20 protein-coding genes and 1 other annotated feature are annotated in these 17,345 nt (G+C 61.4%); of the genes, 7 read left to right on the forward strand and 13 right to left on the reverse strand.

The genetic code is table 11. The features are described from left to right. Positions 1-33 precede the first annotated feature (33 nt). Together A7A09_RS08335 and A7A09_RS08340 are read right to left on the reverse strand one after the other, a co-directional pair. Positions 34-762 (reverse strand): hypothetical protein, encoded by a 729-nt coding sequence (locus A7A09_RS08335; protein ID WP_148043629.1) that lies wholly within the window; start codon positions 760-762, stop codon positions 34-36. 258 nt (positions 763-1,020) lie between these two features. After that, entirely contained in the window at positions 1,021-1,293 is a 273-nt protein-coding gene (locus A7A09_RS08340) for a hypothetical protein (RefSeq protein WP_106690960.1), read from the reverse strand. 92 nt (positions 1,294-1,385) lie between these two features. Between A7A09_RS08340 and A7A09_RS21050 the strand changes: the two genes are divergently transcribed. Continuing rightward, positions 1,386-1,901: a hypothetical protein gene (locus A7A09_RS21050; RefSeq protein ID WP_211341074.1), complete on the forward strand. Its 516-nt coding sequence runs from the start codon at positions 1,386-1,388 to the stop codon at positions 1,899-1,901. On the opposite strand, the gene A7A09_RS08355 is transcribed toward A7A09_RS21050, so the two are convergent. The 5 genes from A7A09_RS08355 to A7A09_RS08375 form a co-directional block, all read right to left on the reverse strand. Beyond that, positions 1,868-2,347, reverse strand: a complete 480-nt coding sequence (locus A7A09_RS08355) for a c-type cytochrome (RefSeq protein ID WP_106690963.1) — start codon at positions 2,345-2,347, stop codon at positions 1,868-1,870. The two genes, A7A09_RS21050 and A7A09_RS08355, sit on opposite strands and share 34 nt — an antisense overlap. A gap of 117 nt (positions 2,348-2,464) precedes the next feature. Continuing rightward, positions 2,465-2,956 (reverse strand): DUF411 domain-containing protein, encoded by a 492-nt coding sequence (locus A7A09_RS08360; RefSeq protein ID WP_106691070.1) that lies wholly within the window; start codon positions 2,954-2,956, stop codon positions 2,465-2,467. 11 nt (positions 2,957-2,967) lie between these two features. Next, positions 2,968-3,891, reverse strand: coding sequence for a WD40/YVTN/BNR-like repeat-containing protein (locus A7A09_RS08365; RefSeq protein WP_245999229.1), 924 nt, complete (start codon positions 3,889-3,891; stop codon positions 2,968-2,970). Positions 3,892-4,032: 141 nt separating this feature from the next. Continuing rightward, positions 4,033-4,404: a hypothetical protein gene (locus A7A09_RS08370; RefSeq protein WP_106690964.1), complete on the reverse strand. Its 372-nt coding sequence runs from the start codon at positions 4,402-4,404 to the stop codon at positions 4,033-4,035. A 388-nt stretch (positions 4,405-4,792) separates the two neighbouring features. Continuing rightward, positions 4,793-5,341: a cysteine hydrolase family protein gene (locus A7A09_RS08375; protein ID WP_106691072.1), complete on the reverse strand. Its 549-nt coding sequence runs from the start codon at positions 5,339-5,341 to the stop codon at positions 4,793-4,795. 121 nt (positions 5,342-5,462) lie between these two features. On the opposite strand from A7A09_RS08375, the gene A7A09_RS08380 reads away from it, so the two are divergent. After that, on the forward strand, positions 5,463-6,422 hold the full coding sequence (locus A7A09_RS08380; protein ID WP_106690965.1) for a GlxA family transcriptional regulator: 960 nt from the start codon (positions 5,463-5,465) through the stop codon (positions 6,420-6,422). Positions 6,423-6,496: 74 nt separating this feature from the next. Here the strand turns inward: A7A09_RS08380 and A7A09_RS08385 are convergent, their stop codons facing one another. Further along, positions 6,497-7,402 carry an AraC family transcriptional regulator gene (locus A7A09_RS08385; protein ID WP_106691073.1) on the reverse strand — a complete coding sequence of 302 codons (906 nt, stop codon included), beginning with the start codon at positions 7,400-7,402 and terminating at the stop codon, positions 6,497-6,499. Between the two features lie 168 nt (positions 7,403-7,570). On the opposite strand from A7A09_RS08385, the gene A7A09_RS08390 reads away from it, so the two are divergent. Continuing rightward, complete coding sequence (locus A7A09_RS08390; RefSeq protein ID WP_106690966.1) at positions 7,571-8,611, forward strand: aldo/keto reductase; 1,041 nt, start codon at positions 7,571-7,573, stop codon at positions 8,609-8,611. 215 nt (positions 8,612-8,826) lie between these two features. After that, entirely contained in the window at positions 8,827-9,822 is a 996-nt protein-coding gene (locus A7A09_RS08395) for a GNAT family N-acetyltransferase (RefSeq protein WP_106690967.1), read from the forward strand. Between the two features lie 166 nt (positions 9,823-9,988). Here the strand turns inward: A7A09_RS08395 and A7A09_RS08400 are convergent, their stop codons facing one another. From A7A09_RS08400 to A7A09_RS08410, 3 genes are all read right to left on the reverse strand, one after another. Next, the gene (locus A7A09_RS08400; RefSeq protein WP_106690968.1) at positions 9,989-10,840 is read right to left on the reverse strand and encodes a universal stress protein; all 852 of its coding nucleotides are present in this window, start codon (positions 10,838-10,840) and stop codon (positions 9,989-9,991) included. A 13-nt stretch (positions 10,841-10,853) separates the two neighbouring features. Next, on the reverse strand, positions 10,854-12,350 hold the full coding sequence (locus tag A7A09_RS08405; RefSeq protein ID WP_106690969.1) for a SulP family inorganic anion transporter: 1,497 nt from the start codon (positions 12,348-12,350) through the stop codon (positions 10,854-10,856). A 72-nt stretch (positions 12,351-12,422) separates the two neighbouring features. Beyond that, positions 12,423-12,478, reverse strand: a sequence feature (sul1 is cis-regulatory element that is thought to sense ions involved in sulfur or methionine metabolism; They are found in Alphaproteobacteria). A gap of 193 nt (positions 12,479-12,671) precedes the next feature. After that, positions 12,672-13,565: a LysR substrate-binding domain-containing protein gene (locus A7A09_RS08410; RefSeq protein ID WP_106690970.1), complete on the reverse strand. Its 894-nt coding sequence runs from the start codon at positions 13,563-13,565 to the stop codon at positions 12,672-12,674. Between the two features lie 94 nt (positions 13,566-13,659). Here A7A09_RS08410 and A7A09_RS08415 point away from each other — a divergent pair, with 94 nt between their 5' ends. The 3 genes from A7A09_RS08415 (at position 13,660) to A7A09_RS08425 (ending at position 15,295) form a co-directional block, all read left to right on the forward strand. Then, entirely contained in the window at positions 13,660-13,887 is a 228-nt protein-coding gene (locus A7A09_RS08415) for a hypothetical protein (protein WP_148043630.1), read from the forward strand. A gap of 164 nt (positions 13,888-14,051) precedes the next feature. Continuing rightward, the gene (locus A7A09_RS08420; protein ID WP_211341075.1) at positions 14,052-14,393 is read left to right on the forward strand and encodes an ArsR/SmtB family transcription factor; all 342 of its coding nucleotides are present in this window, start codon (positions 14,052-14,054) and stop codon (positions 14,391-14,393) included. Further along, entirely contained in the window at positions 14,390-15,295 is a 906-nt protein-coding gene (locus tag A7A09_RS08425) for an SRPBCC family protein (protein WP_106690973.1), read from the forward strand. The genes A7A09_RS08420 and A7A09_RS08425 overlap by 4 nt, the downstream gene beginning before the upstream one ends. A gap of 729 nt (positions 15,296-16,024) precedes the next feature. Here the strand turns inward: A7A09_RS08425 and A7A09_RS08435 are convergent. Next, entirely contained in the window at positions 16,025-16,729 is a 705-nt protein-coding gene (locus tag A7A09_RS08435) for a DUF899 family protein (RefSeq protein ID WP_106691074.1), read from the reverse strand. Positions 16,730-16,852: 123 nt separating this feature from the next. Further along, the gene (locus tag A7A09_RS08440) at positions 16,853-17,293 is read right to left on the reverse strand and encodes a VOC family protein (RefSeq protein ID WP_106690974.1); all 441 of its coding nucleotides are present in this window, start codon (positions 17,291-17,293) and stop codon (positions 16,853-16,855) included. Positions 17,294-17,345 lie beyond the last annotated feature (52 nt).

Here is a 17,345-nt window from a genome sequence, read left to right on the forward strand (position 1 = left end):
AGCGCAGCACGCGTGTGCCATCCGTGGGGTCGATCAATTCCCGATACGGTATTCTTCGGGCAGATAGGTCATGCTGTCGGTTTCGGCACCAATTCCCATATGGCAGTCGGCACAGAACTGCATTCCCCCGCTATTTTCAGCACCGGTTCGTCCCATCAACGCCCCGCTCGGCTTGATCGCGGTATATATCCAGTCGCCGGTATCGGGAAACGCGCCCTCTTCCGCCTTTTCCATCAGGAAAAGCGGCCCGGGCTTGGCTTGACCCTTGTCCGATATGGTGAAGCTCGGCTTGCCGAGAATTCCGCCCACCGGCATCGGGCCGCCTTCTTCGAACCGGCTATAGGTCGGCATCGCGGCCGGATCGGCAAGGTTCACGACATAACGCTCGCCATGGGTCGCGGAAATGTAGGGCGAGCGTGTCACGCTTTCCCAGGACAGGAAGGCGCGCGCTTCGGGCAGATCCGACAACAGCCAGGACGGCCCGTCGATCTTATCGCCCGCCTCAAGGACTGCCAGTTGCTCTTGTAGCGCATCGCTCAGGCAATCATACAACGCAGCGGCATCCTCGTCGCCGACCTCTGCAGCAGGGTCAGACAGCGTGCAATTCGCGAGGTCGCCGGCCGGTGCAGGCGACGGTATCGCGATGATGACGGCCATCGTCATCGACCAGGCGACTCCGCCGATGATCGCCGCAACCGGTCTTGCTGTTGGAATATCGTGGGTTTCAGACGTATCGCTATTTCCTGGTTTGAATAGTTGCATAACGGGCCTCCCCCCTGTCCAAGAATGGAGCGGTTTCGGCTTTACGGTAAATGCAGGCAGAAACCGCTTATGTGCCTATTCGCGGGTCGCGCCGCGTTTGTTACGAAAATATCTCCTTCATTCTGTGCCTCCCCTGTCACGGCCCCGAAACGAGGCGGTTCGTCACCCGATCCGTCCCAGCATCCCGGAATACATCCGGCAGCCAATAGGAGAGCGCGCTGAGCCGCCCGGACTGGTATCGCCCGGGCGGGCGAGGGATCAGCCGTCTTGCTGCGCGGGTTTCTCTGCCCCGGCCTTGTCATTCATGACCTGCATCATCTCGGTACAGGCCTCCATCATCGGCCCCATCTGACTCATCATCTGCATCATGCCCATCATTCCGGACATGTCGCCATCACCCATCATGCCGTGGTTCTTCATCATTTCACTCGGCTGCATCTCTTCTGTGCCGCTCTCCTGGGTCTGGGCCAAGGATGTTGCGGCCATAAGCGCAAGAGCAGTCGCAAGCGAAATTCGTGTCAGGTGTTTCATCGTCTTCTCCTTGCTGATCTGTTGGGGTTTAGTCCCTCGTTGCACCGGCCTCCGAGGCCGGATTGCTGTCTGCGCAACAGGATTTCGAACCGGTGGCGCAGGATTTCGAACGGCACATCATGCAAAACCCGGCCGCGCACATGATAGCACATGGTGCCAAGCTCAGGATCAGGGGGGCGGCCCCGACCGCGGTCAGCCAGCTCCAGTTGAACGCCGCGCCTGCCCCGATGACGATCAGAGCGAGGATCAAGAGTTTCCTGCGACCCGATAAAAACTGCATGAAGGCGGACCGCCCGGTCCGCATGGGTTCAGATGTTTCGGTCATGTTTCATCTTTCCGTTTGCGAGATGATGGGTTCGAGTTGCGTGATCGTCGCGGGGCGGCTCCAATCGACCGGATCGATATACCGGCTGGGTTCCCTGACCCGCGTGTCCGATCAATGCCGATGGCAGGTCGTCATCCTTGTTCCAAAGCCCCCAGTGAAAGGCGGTGCCGAGCCCTGCAAACACCGCCAGCGGCAGCCCCGCGATCATGCCGCAGGTTCCAAGCAGACCTCCTCGTTTCCCTGCTACACTCATGACTCACCCTCGCCATTGATCCGGGCCTGAACCTTACGCTGTCGTTCGGGCCAGGTGCTCTTGATGAAGGCCAGCACCGCCTTGATCTCGGCATCGGTCAGAACAGTCTCGAAGGCTGGCATGTCGCTTTCGTAATCCGGCACGACGGCCGCGACGCCCTGACTGGTCATGGTGAACAGGTCCTGATCGGAATGATGCCATGTGTGGCCGGTCTCATCATGGGGCGGTGCGGGCATCCGTCCGGAGGGCAGGCGCCGTTTCCAATCGGGCTGCCCTTCCAGATCGGTGCCATGGCAGGAAGCGCAGTTCTCGCCGTAGAGCCGCTGTCCGAGCGCGATATCCTCGCTTGTCATGGATGTGCCGAGGAAGGTCAGTTCCTCCGCATCGCCTATGCTGTCGTCTGCCCACACCATTGTGATCGCAGCCACCACAAACGGCGCCGCAGCCGAGACCACAGCCACCAAACCGCGTGTCATACCGGCCTCCGAAGATATTTGACCAGGGCCAGGATACCCAGAACCAGCAACGCAACGGCCAGCAACAGGATCAGCCCGCCACTGGCCATCATCACGATCATCATGCCGCCCATGCAATCACTCATCTGCATAGACGGACACCCCGCCCTCGCCAAAGGCATAGGTCTTGAGGGTGCCGGTCTTTTCCCGCGCCATGCCCGGGGCATTGGCGGGCATGCCGGGCAGGGTGATGCCGGTGACGTCCGGACGGTCGGTCAGCAGCCGCTCGATGATATCCGCCGGAACCAGCCCGCTGACATAATAGCCGTCGATCTTGGCCAGATGGCAGCCCAGCCCCTGCGCGGGGACGCCAGCCTCTATCGAGCGCTTGTCGAAATTCACGTCATCGATACGCGTCACGTTGTAGCCATTCGTTTCGAGATAATCGGCATAGCTGTCGCAGCAGCCGCAGCCGGGATCACGCCAGATGGTGATGTCCTTCGACATCTCGCCCGTCTGTGCTTTCGTGATGGTTTTACTGCCGGTTTGCGCACCACTAAGCGAGGTGAACGCGAAGGTTCCGCCGATAGCGACTGTGGCAAACGAGGCGATGATTGTCCGTCTTTTCATGTCTTGCTCCTTCATGCGGCCGCGATGGCCGCCCAGTTCGCGCCGCCATCGCGGCTGAGTTTCAGATGTCCATCGATGAGGGCGGCCAGCAGGTCCGCGTTCCCGGAATGAACCGCGACCGCGCTTGCCGAACCTTGGGCGAGACGTGACCAGACCACGCCCGCGTCCGCTGACATCCACAGGCCCGAGGGCAGGGCGGCGTACAGGACCTTGGGTGCCGAGGGGGCGGTGGCGAGGGCTCGAACCGGCTCGCCCTCGGGCAGTGGCGCTTCGGCGGGCGGGGCCTCGCCTGACACGAGCGCGTCCATGGCGTTGCCGGGCTGGACATCCTGCCACCGGCAGAAGCAGTCGGGCACGCGGGTCAGCCCGGCCCCGGTCCCGGCATATATCCAGATGCCGCCCATTCCGGTTTCGAGATTGACCGAGGTGAGGGTCAGCGGATCATGCTCTGCCTCGTTCAGCCAGGGACGATCCATCGCCAGAACCCAGCTGCGCCCGGCATTCTCGCTTTTCCAGAGCCCGTCCCCGCGCACCGCCGCATAAAGTAGTTCCGGGTTTCCGGCCGCGATGGCGACGGCGTCAACCGTTCCCTCGGACAGCCCGGTCGCACGGGTTTCCCAGGTCTGACCACCATCCTCCGAAATGCTGACCCCTCCCGAAGCGAGCCCGGCAATGACATGGCCGGAGCGGTCGGGATGCGTGGCCAGGGCACGGATGATGCCCGGTGCGGCCCATTCCCCCTGTGCATCGCCGGTCAGGTCGTACCGCCGGATGCGGCTTGAGGCGACGAGAATATGGTTACCATCGAAGGCCAGGGCCGGATCAGGCGCCGTGGCTTGCGCGAGCAGCGGTTTCGCCGCGACCGTAAGCCATGCTCCGGCACCAGCGGCAAGGAATCCCCGGCGTGACAATCCGGGACAGGAAATTTTTGACATTTGATCGTCTCATCTGATCACCAAAAGGCATTGGATGCATGCGCGGCATGCGCCAATGGATTGGAATGCGCGCCGTCGGCAGTCGGGCCGACAAGGCGCAGCGCGATGCCCTGACACGCATGAGCGCGTGTCGGCACCGTTTCAGATGGGGGTTCGGGGAGGGAAAGGCTCCGGGGAGCCCGTGCGGCCAATCGACAATATTTCGCCTAGCGGCCGTTCCCGCAGCAATGATGCCTCCAGGACTGGTCCGGGCAATACGGCAAATGTAGCGGCGACAGGGGTGGTGCAGATCATGTCGCAGGCCGGTCCGCCTGTTGCGGCATCCTCGTCGATTTCACAGCCTTCGCAGCCGGACATCTCCATGCCCTGCTCTGCCGATGTAACCATTTCGATCGTCATCGCGGAAGCGCTTGCCGAATGGACCACGGCACCCGCCGCATAAAGGGCGAGGAAGAGCGTCATGACGATGTGCGCAAACTTCCGCATGACATGGTGATAAACCGGAAACCCCATCCTGTCGATGTCGAAACCGGCAAGCAGCCCTCACATCGACGTCAATCAAAGCGGGGAAAGTCGCTTTGGGGAGAAACGAGGCAAACTCCAATACCCCAACAGCTTGGCAGATGTTCTGGTGGCGTTTGCCGTGATCCCGTCAGTCTCCGCGTTTCCAGCCTTTGCTACCGTGGACGACATCACGCAGCTTCTCATCCTGGTTGTCGTGGCGCTTTCGAACAGGCTGCCGCGCCATATCCCGGATCTTGACACGACTACGAATAGCATCGTGCCAAGTGCAACAAGCACGGGACATGAAAACGAAAACCGACCGCTGTGTTTCAATCCCGCGAGAGGGCCGGACCTCGTCTTGCCGAGGTCGGAGGTCCGGCAGATCGTCAGGTCTTGCTTAGCTGGCAAGCCAGGTCTCGGTGTCGATCACATCGCCATATGCGAAGGCCAGCGCCGACATCATCGTGGCGTGAACCTGTGCCGCCGGGATCGTGCTCTCGCCGAATTCCAGATTCATTGTGGCGCAGGCATCGTGGATTGTGGTGGTCTTGTAGCCAAAATCCGAGGCAGCCCGGACGGTCGCGTCAACGCACATGTGACTCATGGCGCCAACTATAACCACGTCATCGATGCCCTTTTCGTCCAGCATGGCCTTCAGCCCGGTGTCGCGGAAGGAGTTCGGGAAGTTCTTGACGATGACGGCTTCACCATCGGCCGGCTGCACCGCCTCGTTGATCTGCACACCGTCGGAACCGGGAGTGAAGATCGGGGCGTCAGACGCGGGCATCTCATGACGGATGTTCACCACCATGTCCCCCTTGTCACGGGCCGCCGCGATTACTTTTGCGGCATTGGCCGAGGCGGCCTCGATCCCGGTGAGGGGCAGCTTTCCCGAAGGCCAGTATTCGTTCTGGAGGTCGACGACGAGGATGGCGCGCTTGCTCATATCATGGTCCTTTGATTTCGATTGGAACGGTTGCGGCAACGAATATCCGCATATATGGCTTGCGCCGCCATTGGCGGTATCGACATAATACAAGGCGATATCGCCATATTGCGAGGCCGGCATGACCGCAAAGACGCAGATCGACATCGGGCTCGTGCTCTATCCCGGCGCACAGATCTCGGCCGTATTGGGATTGGCCGACCTGTTCGAGATCGCGGATCGAGCCGCCGCAAAACGGCCCGATACCGATTTGCCACGGCTTTGCGTTGGCCAATGGACCTTCGAGGAAGGGCGCAGCCTTCCCTCGCCACCGGAGACCGGAGGTGACAGCGACGTATTGATCCTGCCTCCCACCCTGAACGCACCGGCTTCACCCGAGGCAGCCCGGCCGATCGCGCATTGGCTGCGTGAGCGCCATGAAGGCGGATGCATTCTCGCGTCGATCTGCGGCGGTGCGTTTCTTTTGGCTGAAACCGGGCTTCTGGACGGGCGGAGCGCCACCACACATTGGGTCTATACCGAGGCGTTCAGTCGCCGCTTTCCGCGCGTGGCGGTCGATACCGACCGGTTGATCATCGACGATGGCGATATCCTGACCGCTGGCGGCCTGATGTCCTGGACCGATATCGGGTTGAAGCTGGTAGACCGTTTCCTGGGACCGACCGTCATGCTGGAAACCGCCCAGATGCTGCTGGTCGATCCCCCGGGACGGGAGCAGCGATATTACAGCGGTTTCACGCCTCGGCTGAACCACGGCGATGCCGCCATCCTGAAAGCGCAACACTGGCTACAGACCACGGGCGCCAGGGACACGAGCCTGACCGTATTGGCAAAGCAGGCCGGGTTGGAGGAGCGCACATTTCTGCGCCGCTTTCATAGGGCGACCGGCCTGACCTCGTCGGAATATGCGCAGCGATTGCGGGTCGGCAGGGCGCGGGAGCGCTTGCAGTTCGGGACCCTTCCGGTGGACACGATCGCATGGGAGGTGGGCTATTCCGATCCGGCAACCTTTCGAAAGGTGTTTCGGCGCATCGTGGGCCTGACGCCAAGCGAATACAGGCAGCGCTTCCATATCGGATAGGCGTTGAACAAGTCCTGCACTGGCCACGCGATGGCGGGGCCGATCATCACCTATCCGCACCGCGCGATACGGCTTCAGGCGTAGGTTTCCCGGGCGACGGAACGGCGGATTTCGACGCTGTCCCGTCCCGGAGGAGCACCGAACATGCGGCGATACTCGCGGCTGAACTGCGAGGGGCTTTCGTAGCCGATGGAAAATCCCACCTGCGCGACATCCGCGCCGTCGCGGAGCAGGAGCCGCCTTGCCTCTTGCAGGCGCAACTGTTTCTGGAACTGCACCGGGGTCATTGCCGTCACGGATTTGAAATGGCGGTGGAATGTGGCCGGGCTCATGCCCGCCAATGCCGCGAGATGCGGCACGCTGATCGTGCTGGTGAAATTGTCGCGGACCCAGGCGATGGACCGGCCGATGCGCGCCATCCGGCTATCGGCCAGGCCGATCTGCCGCAGCATTGTTCCCTGAGGGCTGTTCAGAAGCTGCCAGACGATCTCGCGCCGGATCATCGGCGCCAGAACCGGAATGTCCCAGGGTTTCCCGGCCAGTGCCAGCAGCCTTTCGAGCGGGTCGATCACAATGCCGGGGAGGGGATGCACGTCAAGGGCGGCCGGTGCGGGTGCGGGGCGGTCGGGATCGCGCGCCATTTCCAGCAGCAGATCGGCGATGACTGCGGGATCGATATTGAGGGCGAAGGCAATATAGGGGGTCTCACGCGACGCGGTGACGATCTCGGCCCGGATCGGAACGTCAAGCGATGCAATCAGGCATTTGCCCTGGTCGTATCGATAGACGCGGTCCCCGAGACGGCTGATCTTGGCACCTTGCAGCACGACGATCAGAGAAGGCCGGTAGACGCCATGAAACGGGCCGGTCGGAGTCTCGGTAACCGTCACGAACAGCCCGGGCAAAGGGGTTTCTCGCCCATGGTCGCGCCAGATCGCCAATGCGCTGGCCTTCAGGGTGTCCAGACGGGTTTCCTTCATGGTGTCAATATAGCCGGACAATGATGCCATGCCAGAGCCAAGCCGAAGGGAATGAGAGGATCGGGCAGGATTTCGCGAGGATCGGCGTGGCCCGGTCAGGCCATCCGGCCATAGATAGGAACCGTGCCGCGATCACCTGGACCGGCATTCTATCGAAGGACATATCTCATGCGTTATCGTCGCCTTGGCCATAGCGGCCTTTTCGTCTCCGAACTTTGCCTCGGCACAATGACCTTTGGCGGGTCTGACGGGCTATGGGGCCAGATCGGCCAGCTTCAGCAGGAAGAGGCGGACAGCCTCGTCCGGACCGCGCTCGACGCGGGGATCAATTTCATCGACACGGCGAATGTCTACGCAAACGGGAAAAGCGAGACGATCCTTGGTCAGTCATTGAAGAATCTCGGCATCGCCCGCGAAGAGGTGGTGATCGCGACCAAGGTCCTTGGCCCGATGGGAGAGGGGCCGAACGCGCGGGGGGCCTCGCGCGGGCATATCCTGGACCAGGCCAAGGCCAGTCTGGCACGGCTGCAGCTCGATCATGTCGATCTCTACCAGATCCATGGCTTCGACCCGGCGACACCGATGGTCGAGACATTGGAGGCGCTCGATACGCTGGTTCGGCAGGGATATGTCCGCTACCTGGGCCTGTCCAACTGGGCGGCCTGGCAGATCGTCAAGGCAGTGGGGATAGCCGAAGCGCGGAAACTGGCGCCGATCGTGTCGCTGCAGGCCTATTATACCCTCGCGGGCCGCGATCTCGAACGGGAAGTCGTGCCGATGCTGCAATCTGAGGGCATCGGCCTGATGGTCTGGAGCCCTCTGGCCGGTGGTTACCTTTCGGGGAAATACGACCGGGAAGGGAAAACGGCGGAAGGCCGTCGCGTGGAGTTCGATTTCCCGCCGATCGACAAGGATCGCGCCCATGGCGCCATCGAGGTGATGCGCGGCATTGCCGCCGGCAAGGACTGCTCGGTTGCCCAGGTGGCACTGGCCTGGCTGTTGCACCAGGATGTGGTGACCAGCGTGATCCTGGGTGCGAAACGGGTCGATCAGCTTACCGACAATATCGGCGCGACAGGGGTTTCCCTGACCACAGGGGAACTGGAGGCGCTGGATGCCGCCACCAGGCTTCCGGCGGAATATCCCGGCTGGATGCTGGAACGCCAGGGCGATTACCGCGCGCATATGCTGGAGGAACTGCGGAGCTGACCTGCACGGAGATGGAGAGCCGGTCGAAAAAAGGGGCGTCGCGTCGGGGAGACCCGCGCGGCGTCCGTTTTCCATATCGCGCGCAGGGACTATTGCGATGCGATGATGCGGAGCAAGGACCGGCTTTCAGCCATTGGCGGTGATTTTCTACCCTCGGGATGCATTCTCCGTCCCGGGATCATAACATCATGTCACCTGTATGGCCGGAGAATCGCATGAACGCCGAGATCAGAGCCGCCACGCTCCCCGATTTGCCGTCCATGGTGGAACTGCTGATGCAGGATGCCGAACGCCGCCAGGCACATGATCCTGCGCTATGGGTGCTTGCGAATGATGCCCGCAGCCAGATCGCGGATGCGGTAACCTTCGCATTGACGGCCGAAAAGCAGCCTTTTCGGCAGCAATGGCTGGTCGCGGAGGCCGATGGCAGGCTGGTCGGTATCATCCATGATGCGCGCCTGCCCGTGCCTCCCATTTACGCGGGCAAATGGGGCGATCCCGGCCTGTTGATGCCGGAAAGCTTTGTCACCCGGGACGCGCCCGAAGGCACTCTGGATGCCCTGATTGACGCGGCCGAAGCCGATCTGCGCGCGTTGGGGGCAAGGATTCTGCTGGCCTCGTTTGTCTGTGGTGGCGAATGGCACGAATCTTTCCGAGGCCGGGGCTATGAGCCCCTGACCCTATACATGTCCAGATCCGGTCTCGACAACATAACGCAGCCTTCGGACGTTCGAGCCGCGACGGATCGGGATATGGGCGGGATCGTGGCGCGTAGCGCCGAGAACGGGGCGGTTCTCCATCAACTGGACGCGTTCTGGGCACCTCATCCCGAAGCCGATGCCAGGTTTGGGGCCTGGATGCGGAAGAGTCTCACCTTCACGGACCGGGATATGCTGGTTATCGGGGATGAAGGGGGGCTGGATGGATATGTCGTCGCGCAACCGGCATCAAGGCTGCATTTCCCTCCAGCGCATGATATTTCCGCAACCGGCGTAATCGACGATTTTTTCCATCGTCAATATGCCGATCCGGTCGCGATGCAGAAGAACGGTGCCGGCGGGCAGGCTCTCCTTCAAGCGGCCGAGGCATCTTTCACCACGCGCGGAATCACGACCGCATTCGCCGTCTGTCCCGCCGCCTGGACTTCCAAGATCGCACTTCTCGAGAGCGTCGGATACAGGACGGCAATGGTCTGGATGATAAAACGGTAGTGAAATGATGGGAGTCCGCTTCCCTTCAGGCCGGGCACGGTGAACGCTTCTTTTCATTAGGGGCGTATCCCCCGACCACGGTGCCTTGCCGGTCGTGCCGAGCCGTTGCCGATCTGCCGAAACGTCGAAGCGCCTGCACCCGGACATTCCGGGGGCAGGCGAAATCTCAGCGATAAAGCAGAACCGGAACCTTGCAGGCCTGGATCATCGCCGTCGTCGTCGAGCCGATGATCAGGCTGCGGATGCGGCGGTGACCATGGGTGCCCATGACGAGAAGTTCGAAGCCTTCCTCTGATACCAGCTTTTCAAGGGCCGTTTCAGGTTCCCCCGGCACGATCCGCGTTGTCGCCTTGCGTTCCGCAGCTGTCAGCCTCCCGGCTGCATCGTCAAGCTTGCTCCGGATCGCCGCCTGCTCCTCGCCCGCATAGACCAGGGTTATGTCGAGATCCTTGAAGGTCGGACTGCTGGCCATTCGGGCGATCGCGGCTTCGGCACTTTTACTGCCGTCATAAGCGGCCAGAACCTTGTTGATCGGCTTGAAGGCCCGCGATGCGACAAGAACCGGCACTTTCGCGGAACGCACGACACGTTCGAGGTTGGAGCCCAGATGCCCCTTCGCGAAATCGGCGGCCTCTCCACGTTTGCCGATCACGATGACACGCATCTCCTGCTCGAAATCCTTCACGGCTTCCAGCAGATCGCCCTTGCGGAGCCGGGACACCACCGGCCCGACACCGTCCTGCTCAAGGATCGCCTTCGCGTCCTCAAGAATGGCATGTCCCTGGGCCTGTGCAAGCTTCGCGCGCTCTTCGTCGAGCTTCGAGAGCTTGTCCAGCAATGCCGAGCGCGCGCCGAGTTTCAATGCCCCGGACAGGTCTGAGCCGGCCGCGGTTTCCCGGCGTCCCAGCACATGCATGATATCGACCATCGCGTTCAGGCGCTTGGCGATCCAGGCAGCATGATGGCAGACGCTTTCCGAGTAGATGGACCCGTCCACCAATGCGAGTATCTTGCTCATCGTCTTTCCCTCCCTAATGTCCCATCAGCTTTTCCATCGCGCCGGGCTTGTCATGGATGGCAAGCTTGTCGACGAGCGTTTCCGAGGCCTTGTTCATGCCGATCAGTTCGACATCGGCACCCTCGCGGCGGAATTTCAGGATCGCCATGTCGAGTGCCTGGACAGAGCTGATATCCCAGATATGCGCCCGGCTGACATCGATGACGACCCGGTCGACCGCTTCCTTGAAATCGAACGCATTGGCGAATGCCTCGGTTGAACCGTAGAATAATTGCCCCTCGATGACATAGGTCCGTTCGCGGCCATCGGATGACAGGTCGGTTCTGATCCGGAACAGCTGCGCGATCTTGCCGGCAAAGAAGATGCCCGAAAGCAGCACACCGACCAGAACGCCGATGGCGAGGTTATGCGTGTAGACGACCGTCACCACGGTCGCGATCATCACGATCGAGGATGAACGCGGATGCACGCGCAGCGCCTTGATCGAAGACCAACTGAACGTCCCGATCGAGACCATGATCATGATCGCGACCAATGCGGGCATCGGGATTTGACCCACCAGGCCGCCAAGCCCGACGACCATGATCAACAAGGCAAATCCCGCAGTGAACGTGGACAGGCGCCCGCGCCCGCCGGATTTGACGTTGATCATCGATTGCCCGATCATCGCGCAGCCCGCCATGCCGCCGATAAAGCCGGTGGCGGTATTGGCGATGCCCTGTCCGATGCATTCCTGGTTGCGGTCCGACCTGGTGTCCGTCAGGTCATCGACGATATTCTCGGTCATCAGGCTTTCCAGCAGACCGACGATCGCGACGGCCATGGAATAGGGAAAGATGATCAGCAGGGTCTCGAAATTCAGCGGGATCTGCGGAATCAGGAACACCGGCAGCGTGTCGGGAAGCGCGCCCATGTCGCCGACCGTGCGCACATCCCAACCGGTCGCCGCGACCAGTGCTGTCAGCAGCACGATGGTGACAAGCGGCGACGGAATCGCCGTGGTGATGCGCGGGAACAGGTAGATGATCGCCAGCCCCGCCGCCACCAGCGCATAGGTGAGCCACGTGACATCCGGCTTGCCCAGGTCCAGTTCGGGCAGTTGCGCCATGAAGATCAGGATCGCCAGCGCGTTCACGAAGCCGGTCATCACCGAACGCGACACGTAGCGCATGAAGCGCCCGAGTTTCAGCAGACCGGCGCCGATCTGCAAGAGCCCGGCCAGCACGGTGGCCGCCAGCAGATATTGCAACCCGTGATCCTTGACCAGAGTGATCATCAGGACGGCGGTTGCTGCGGTGGCGGCCGAGATCATGCCCGGTCGTCCGCCCACGAAGGCAATTATGACAGCGATAGAGAAAGAGGCGTAGAGCCCGACCTTCGGGTCGACGCCCGCGATGATGGAGAAGGCAATCGCTTCGGGAATGAGTGCGAGCGCGACGACGATTCCAGCCAGAAGATCGCCGCGAATATTCCCGAACCATTGCTGGCGGTAGGCGGAGAGTGAGATCATATGCAGTCCGATATCCCGTGTCGGTGAGCCCCTGAGAGAGCGTTCCGGCATTGCAGTTTGGGTTTGCCAAAGGATTATCCGGCGGATCAGCGGCCGGAAGAGCCACCCGGGCTTTCACCGGGTCCGTGCGTATGCGGGTCTCATAGACAAAGACGGGAGCAAAGATCAACCTCTCGCGGGCCTTCATGGGCTCGAGTAACGGCTTTCTGTGGTTTCAGCCCGCTTTTTCACAGGTGAGTAAAGAGAAAAATTCGCTTGCCGCAACGACGTCGCCCTTTGGCGACAGCTTCACCCTCCGGCCACAGACGCCGAATTGCTCGGCTATTCCGAGATTTGCTGCCTTATCCATTGCCGGAACGTCCGAAAGCCCGGGCGGCTCCTGCCCTCTGCCCAGCACAGGTAATAGTGGCGTGTGTTCCCTGCCGACCAAAGATCGTCGCCGAATAGTTGCACCAGGCGCTTGCTGGCCAGATAGGGCGCTGCATAGACATGGGGCAGCCATGCCACGCCATACCCGTCCAGTGCCGCGACAAGCGTCAGCGCACTGGGTAGCCGGGTGATCCGTGTATGAGCGCGATGTGCTATGCCATGATCGTCGAACCATCTGGACATTTCGATGTCCCGGTCCTCGTCCAGGATCCATGGCAGCTTGGTCAGATCCCGGGGGGTTTGAATGGATATGGACTCCAGGACCGAAGGCGCCGCCACGACCGCATCCCAACCTTCCAGCAGCCTTTCGCAACTCAACCCCGGCCAGTTTCCGTCACCATGCCTAACAGCGGCATCGAAATCGCCTTGTTCAAGATCATGCACCGTTGCATCGGTATTGATACGCAGATCGATTTCCGGGTGACGTTGCAGAAATTCGCCAAGGCGGGGCAGCAGCCAGTGTTGGGCGAAATGCGGCGTCACGGTGATATTGAGAATATTATCGTCACGTCGGAATCGGTCGATATCACCGGCCATCGCCCTGAAATTCCGAACGAGATTGTCGGCCAGGTCCGCGGCTTCCGGCAGCATGACCAGGCGAGTGCCGGAGCGGGTGAACAATTTGCGCTGCAAGCGATCTTCCAGCCCCCGCAGATGCTGACTTATTGCGCCATGCGTCACCCTGAGCTCATCCGCTGCGGCACCGACAGAGCCGGTTTCATGCACCGCCGCAAAAGCGCGAAGGGAGTTCAACGGCAGCCAGGCGATATCGTTCTGTCTTTTCATGATAGAAAAACTAACGGAAATCCAGCTTTTCTGACAAGTCCTTCGCGCCAATAATTGCTAGATTTTGCTAATCATCAAGCGGAGCAAGATCGAAATGACAGACAGTTTTTCTGACAATCGTCCCGAGAAATCCTTCATCCGTCAGGTTCCCGCTTCCGGTATCGACCGGGAGGCAATTCACCGGATCCGCGAGCAGGGACGGATCGAGCGGGCGAAAATTGTTCGCCGGTGCTTCGTGGCACTCAAGCGCGCTGTCAGGGCGCTCTTGCCGGGGGCGTCTCACGAGGTGTCCGGCCAGCGGCGTGCGGGCATTCGAAGCTGACGCAAGCGCGGCCTTCCAGAGCCACGGCTGGCCGGCCTGTGGATGTCCGGACATGCCTTCCATCGGCCGGCTGCGGCAGGGCAAGGGAACGGCCATGGCGTAAAACTTAGCTGATCGGCGAAGTTTTTCCTTGCCGCGGGAATGAGAGGGTGTTAGTTAGCCGTATGGCTAAGCATGAACCCGACCTTTCGCTCCTTTTTCACGCGCTCGCCGATCCGACCCGAAGGTCGATCCTGACGCGCCTGGCCGAGGGGCCCGCCCCGGTGACCGAACTGGCCAGGCCCACCGGGCTGCGCTTGCCGACGGTGATGCGGCATCTCTCCGTGCTGGAGACGGCGGGGCTGATCGCCACATCCAAGGACGGGCGGGTGCGTTCCTGTGCCATCGTGCCCGAGGCACTGGTTCCGGTGCGGACATGGCTCGATGAGCAGCGGGCCATATGGGAAGACCGGCTCGACCGGATGGATGAATATGTGATGAAGCTGATGGAGGAGCGCACGCAATGAAACCGGAACAGGTTCCGAATACCGACTCGAGCAGCCGTTTCGCGACGCTGACCTTCGAGCGTGACATCGCCGCCCCGGTCGAGACCCTGTGGCACGCCTGGACAGCGCCCGCCGCCCGATCGGTCTGGGCCGCGCCCTCGCCTGCGGTTACGGTCGAGTTTCTCGAAGCCGACACGAGGGTCGGCGGATGCGAGATTTCGCTTTGCAAGGTCGAGGGCCAACCCGATATCCGCTGCGATTGCGGTTGGCTGGAACTGAAGCCTGCGGAGCGCAGCGTGAACTACGAAGTGATATCGTCCGGCGAGGTGACGCAATCCTCGGCCCTGGTGACGGCGGCTTTCGCGCGCATGGACGAGGGCAGCAGGTTGATGCTGACGGTTCAGCTTTCCTCTGCGGTTGACGGCATGGAGGCAGGCTACAAGCAGGGATTTGGCGCGGGTCTGGACAACCTGGCGGGCGTGGCCGAGCGGACCATGGTGCTGCGCCGCAGGATCCGGGCGCCGCGGCAGTTGGTATGGCGGGCCTGGGCAGATCCCGAGGCGCTGCCAAAATGGTGGGGGCCGGACGGGTTCAGTTGCCGCACGCACAGGATCGACCTGCGCCAGGGCGGCGAATGGGTCTTCGACATGACCGCGCCGGATGGAACGGTTTTCCCGAACCATCACCTTTACAAGGAGGTCCGGGCCGAAGAGCGGATCGGCTATACACTTCTGTGGGGCGAGAACGGACCGAAGCATGCCGATGCCTGGATTTCGTTCGAGGACGTGGACGGGGCCACAGAGGTGACGCTTGGCATGGTGTTCGGCACGGCTGCCGAGTTCCAGGATGCCAAGGGCTTCGGAGCGGTGGAACTGGGGCTGCAAACCCTGGGCAAGATGGCGCGTTTCGTCGGCGCCGACTGACATTCGGTGATTTGCCGTCGTCTCGAACCGGATTTGTGGGCGGGTCTCATCCAGATCGCGCCCGTCCCTGTCGGCGAGGCATGAAGCCGGTCAGGCCGAGGAAGGTAAAGATCCCGGAAGCGGATACATCCGAGCGGCAGGGCGCGCCATCTCCTGCTTACAATAATTGGTGTTGACTCGGAGTGGTTTGGGAGCCGCGCACTTCGCCGCCGCAACTTTCGCGGGGTGCAAGCTTCGGCAATCGACAGGCTGTTTTCATGCAGATGATGCCGGGTAATCCGGCCACCCTCGACTGTGAGCCGCAAAGCGAACGGTCCCTCGAAGGATTTGCCCGTCGCGCGCACGGTTCCCGACAGGTATCCCATCAGGACAGCGTCTGGCCCATCAACAAGGAATGTGTCGATGGAAGCCTGCGCTTCCTCGGGCACCGTGTGCTCCATTAACTCCGTGAACTGGGCTGCGCATTCCGTGGCGGCAGACCGTGGCCGGATCCAGGGAACAATCCTGCCCTCGCATTCTCTGCTGCCGCATCGGTCAGCGGGGACAAGGCCGGTTCGGCAGCAAAGAGTTCCGCCGTTTCGCGGATCAATCGGGTGGATGTCTCGGTCGCTGTCATGGTTCATATGCCGCCTGTCGTGTTGACTGTCAGCATGAACCAATCGGCGATCCGATCAAGCCGGGATCGCAGCTCACCATGTTGCCGAAATGAGAACGCGGGGACGCGGATGTTCAGTCGTCATATGCCAGTTTCGGATACCAGTCGCTGCCCCGGCCCTCGGGGGTGGTGTCGAGCAGGATCCATAGCGGGTTCATATCGGGAGCATTATGCGGGTCCTGGCCGGGATCGGCCATTTTCGAATTGCCCTCGGCGCTGTAGAAATGACGGATGCTGCCATTGTCGCGCTGAAAAACCGTATAGGCAGGCATGTCGGCATCTCGACCGCCGACGAAATCCTCGGTGAAATTCCCGCTTGGATCGGAATAGAGCCTGAGATGCTTCCAGCCGCGTTCGCGCCCATAGGCGGCGATCCGTTCATAGGGAGAGCGCGCGACGACCGCGAGCGCGATCCGCCGTTCCAGATGCGGAACCTCCGGGTCCCACGAGCTTAGCTGCGCGGTGCACATCGGACAGCCCTGCTTGCGTTGGGGGCCATACATCATGCTGTAGATGACGAGCGTATCATGCTTGCCGAACAGGGCGTCGAGGCCAACCTCGCCATCCGCTCCGACAAAGCGATAATCCGTCGTGACCTCGCCGCCCGGCGGAAGCGCGCGCCGCATTTCCCCGACGCGCCAGATATGGCGGCGGAGCTCGATCTCTTCGGCAAGCAATGCATTGCGCGCCTTGCGATATTCGGCGGTCTCATTGGGGAAGCTGGCATCGTTCAATCGCGCAAGTTCCGCTGCGGGTACGAGTTTTCCGGTATCGGTCATCATCCTGTCTCCTTCCCTTTTTGGCTGTCGGGCGAACCTGCGGGAGGCCCGGCGGCGCGGTTCGGTTCGTGAAAGACATTGTATGTCTTGTCCTGTCGTTTCGACGACAGAGCTGGCAGGGCGTTACTGCGCCGCCACCCCTTCGCTCCATGCCGCCATCGCCTTGTCGACATCCATCCACACCAATTCGAAGATGTGGCCGTCGGGATCCTCGAAACTGCGCCCATACATGTAATCGCCCATCTCCTGACGGGGCATCGGATCGGCCTTTGCCCCCGCCGCGACAGCCTTTGCGAGGGTGGCATCGACTGCTTCGTGGCTGTCTTCGCTGAGACAGAGCAGGGCCTGGACCTGGGTCTTGGCGTCGATGATCTGCTTTGAGGTGAAATCGGCAAAACGCTCATGGCTCAGCAGCATGAATGTGATCGTCTCCGAAAAGACCATCATCGCTGCCGCAGCCTCCTGGCAGAAGCGGTCGTCCCTGGTGGCGCCGATCGCCTGGTAGAAGGCGGCGGATTTTTCCACATCGGCGACGGGCAGGTTTACAAAGATCATCCTGGGCATCTCGGCCTCCCTGAATTTCGAGATTCGGTATTTGACGAGGATTCCCCAGCAA

This window comes from Paracoccus methylarcula (assembly GCF_003007735.2).
Taxonomy (GTDB): domain Bacteria; phylum Pseudomonadota; class Alphaproteobacteria; order Rhodobacterales; family Rhodobacteraceae; genus Paracoccus; species Paracoccus methylarcula.

Excerpts from the sequence above, each read along its gene's own strand:
- A7A09_RS08340 (WP_106690960.1), bottom strand. The coding sequence starts at position 1,293 with ATGAAACACCTGACACGAATTTCGCTTGCGACTGCTCTTGCGCTTATG.
- A7A09_RS08375 (WP_106691072.1), bottom strand. The coding sequence starts at position 5,341 with ATGAGCAAGCGCGCCATCCTCGTCGTCGACCTCCAGAACGAATACTGG.
- A7A09_RS08405 (WP_106690969.1), bottom strand. The coding sequence starts at position 12,350 with ATGATCTCACTCTCCGCCTACCGCCAGCAATGGTTCGGGAATATTCGC.
- A7A09_RS08370 (WP_106690964.1), bottom strand. The coding sequence starts at position 4,404 with ATGGGGTTTCCGGTTTATCACCATGTCATGCGGAAGTTTGCGCACATC.
- A7A09_RS08440 (WP_106690974.1), bottom strand. The coding sequence starts at position 17,293 with ATGCCCAGGATGATCTTTGTAAACCTGCCCGTCGCCGATGTGGAAAAA.
- A7A09_RS08355 (WP_106690963.1), bottom strand. The coding sequence starts at position 2,347 with ATGACACGCGGTTTGGTGGCTGTGGTCTCGGCTGCGGCGCCGTTTGTG.
- A7A09_RS08385 (WP_106691073.1), bottom strand. The coding sequence starts at position 7,402 with ATGAAGGAAACCCGTCTGGACACCCTGAAGGCCAGCGCATTGGCGATC.
- A7A09_RS08435 (WP_106691074.1), bottom strand. The coding sequence starts at position 16,729 with ATGACCGATACCGGAAAACTCGTACCCGCAGCGGAACTTGCGCGATTG.
- A7A09_RS08360 (WP_106691070.1), bottom strand. The coding sequence starts at position 2,956 with ATGAAAAGACGGACAATCATCGCCTCGTTTGCCACAGTCGCTATCGGC.
- A7A09_RS08420 (WP_211341075.1), top strand. The coding sequence starts at position 14,052 with ATGGCTAAGCATGAACCCGACCTTTCGCTCCTTTTTCACGCGCTCGCC.
- A7A09_RS08400 (WP_106690968.1), bottom strand. The coding sequence starts at position 10,840 with ATGAGCAAGATACTCGCATTGGTGGACGGGTCCATCTACTCGGAAAGC.
- A7A09_RS08380 (WP_106690965.1), top strand. The coding sequence starts at position 5,463 with ATGACCGCAAAGACGCAGATCGACATCGGGCTCGTGCTCTATCCCGGC.
- A7A09_RS08390 (WP_106690966.1), top strand. The coding sequence starts at position 7,571 with ATGCGTTATCGTCGCCTTGGCCATAGCGGCCTTTTCGTCTCCGAACTT.
- A7A09_RS08335 (WP_148043629.1), bottom strand. The coding sequence starts at position 762 with ATGCAACTATTCAAACCAGGAAATAGCGATACGTCTGAAACCCACGAT.
- A7A09_RS08415 (WP_148043630.1), top strand. The coding sequence starts at position 13,660 with ATGACAGACAGTTTTTCTGACAATCGTCCCGAGAAATCCTTCATCCGT.
- A7A09_RS08365 (WP_245999229.1), bottom strand. The coding sequence starts at position 3,891 with ATGTCAAAAATTTCCTGTCCCGGATTGTCACGCCGGGGATTCCTTGCC.
- A7A09_RS08395 (WP_106690967.1), top strand. The coding sequence starts at position 8,827 with ATGAACGCCGAGATCAGAGCCGCCACGCTCCCCGATTTGCCGTCCATG.
- A7A09_RS08425 (WP_106690973.1), top strand. The coding sequence starts at position 14,390 with ATGAAACCGGAACAGGTTCCGAATACCGACTCGAGCAGCCGTTTCGCG.
- A7A09_RS08410 (WP_106690970.1), bottom strand. The coding sequence starts at position 13,565 with ATGAAAAGACAGAACGATATCGCCTGGCTGCCGTTGAACTCCCTTCGC.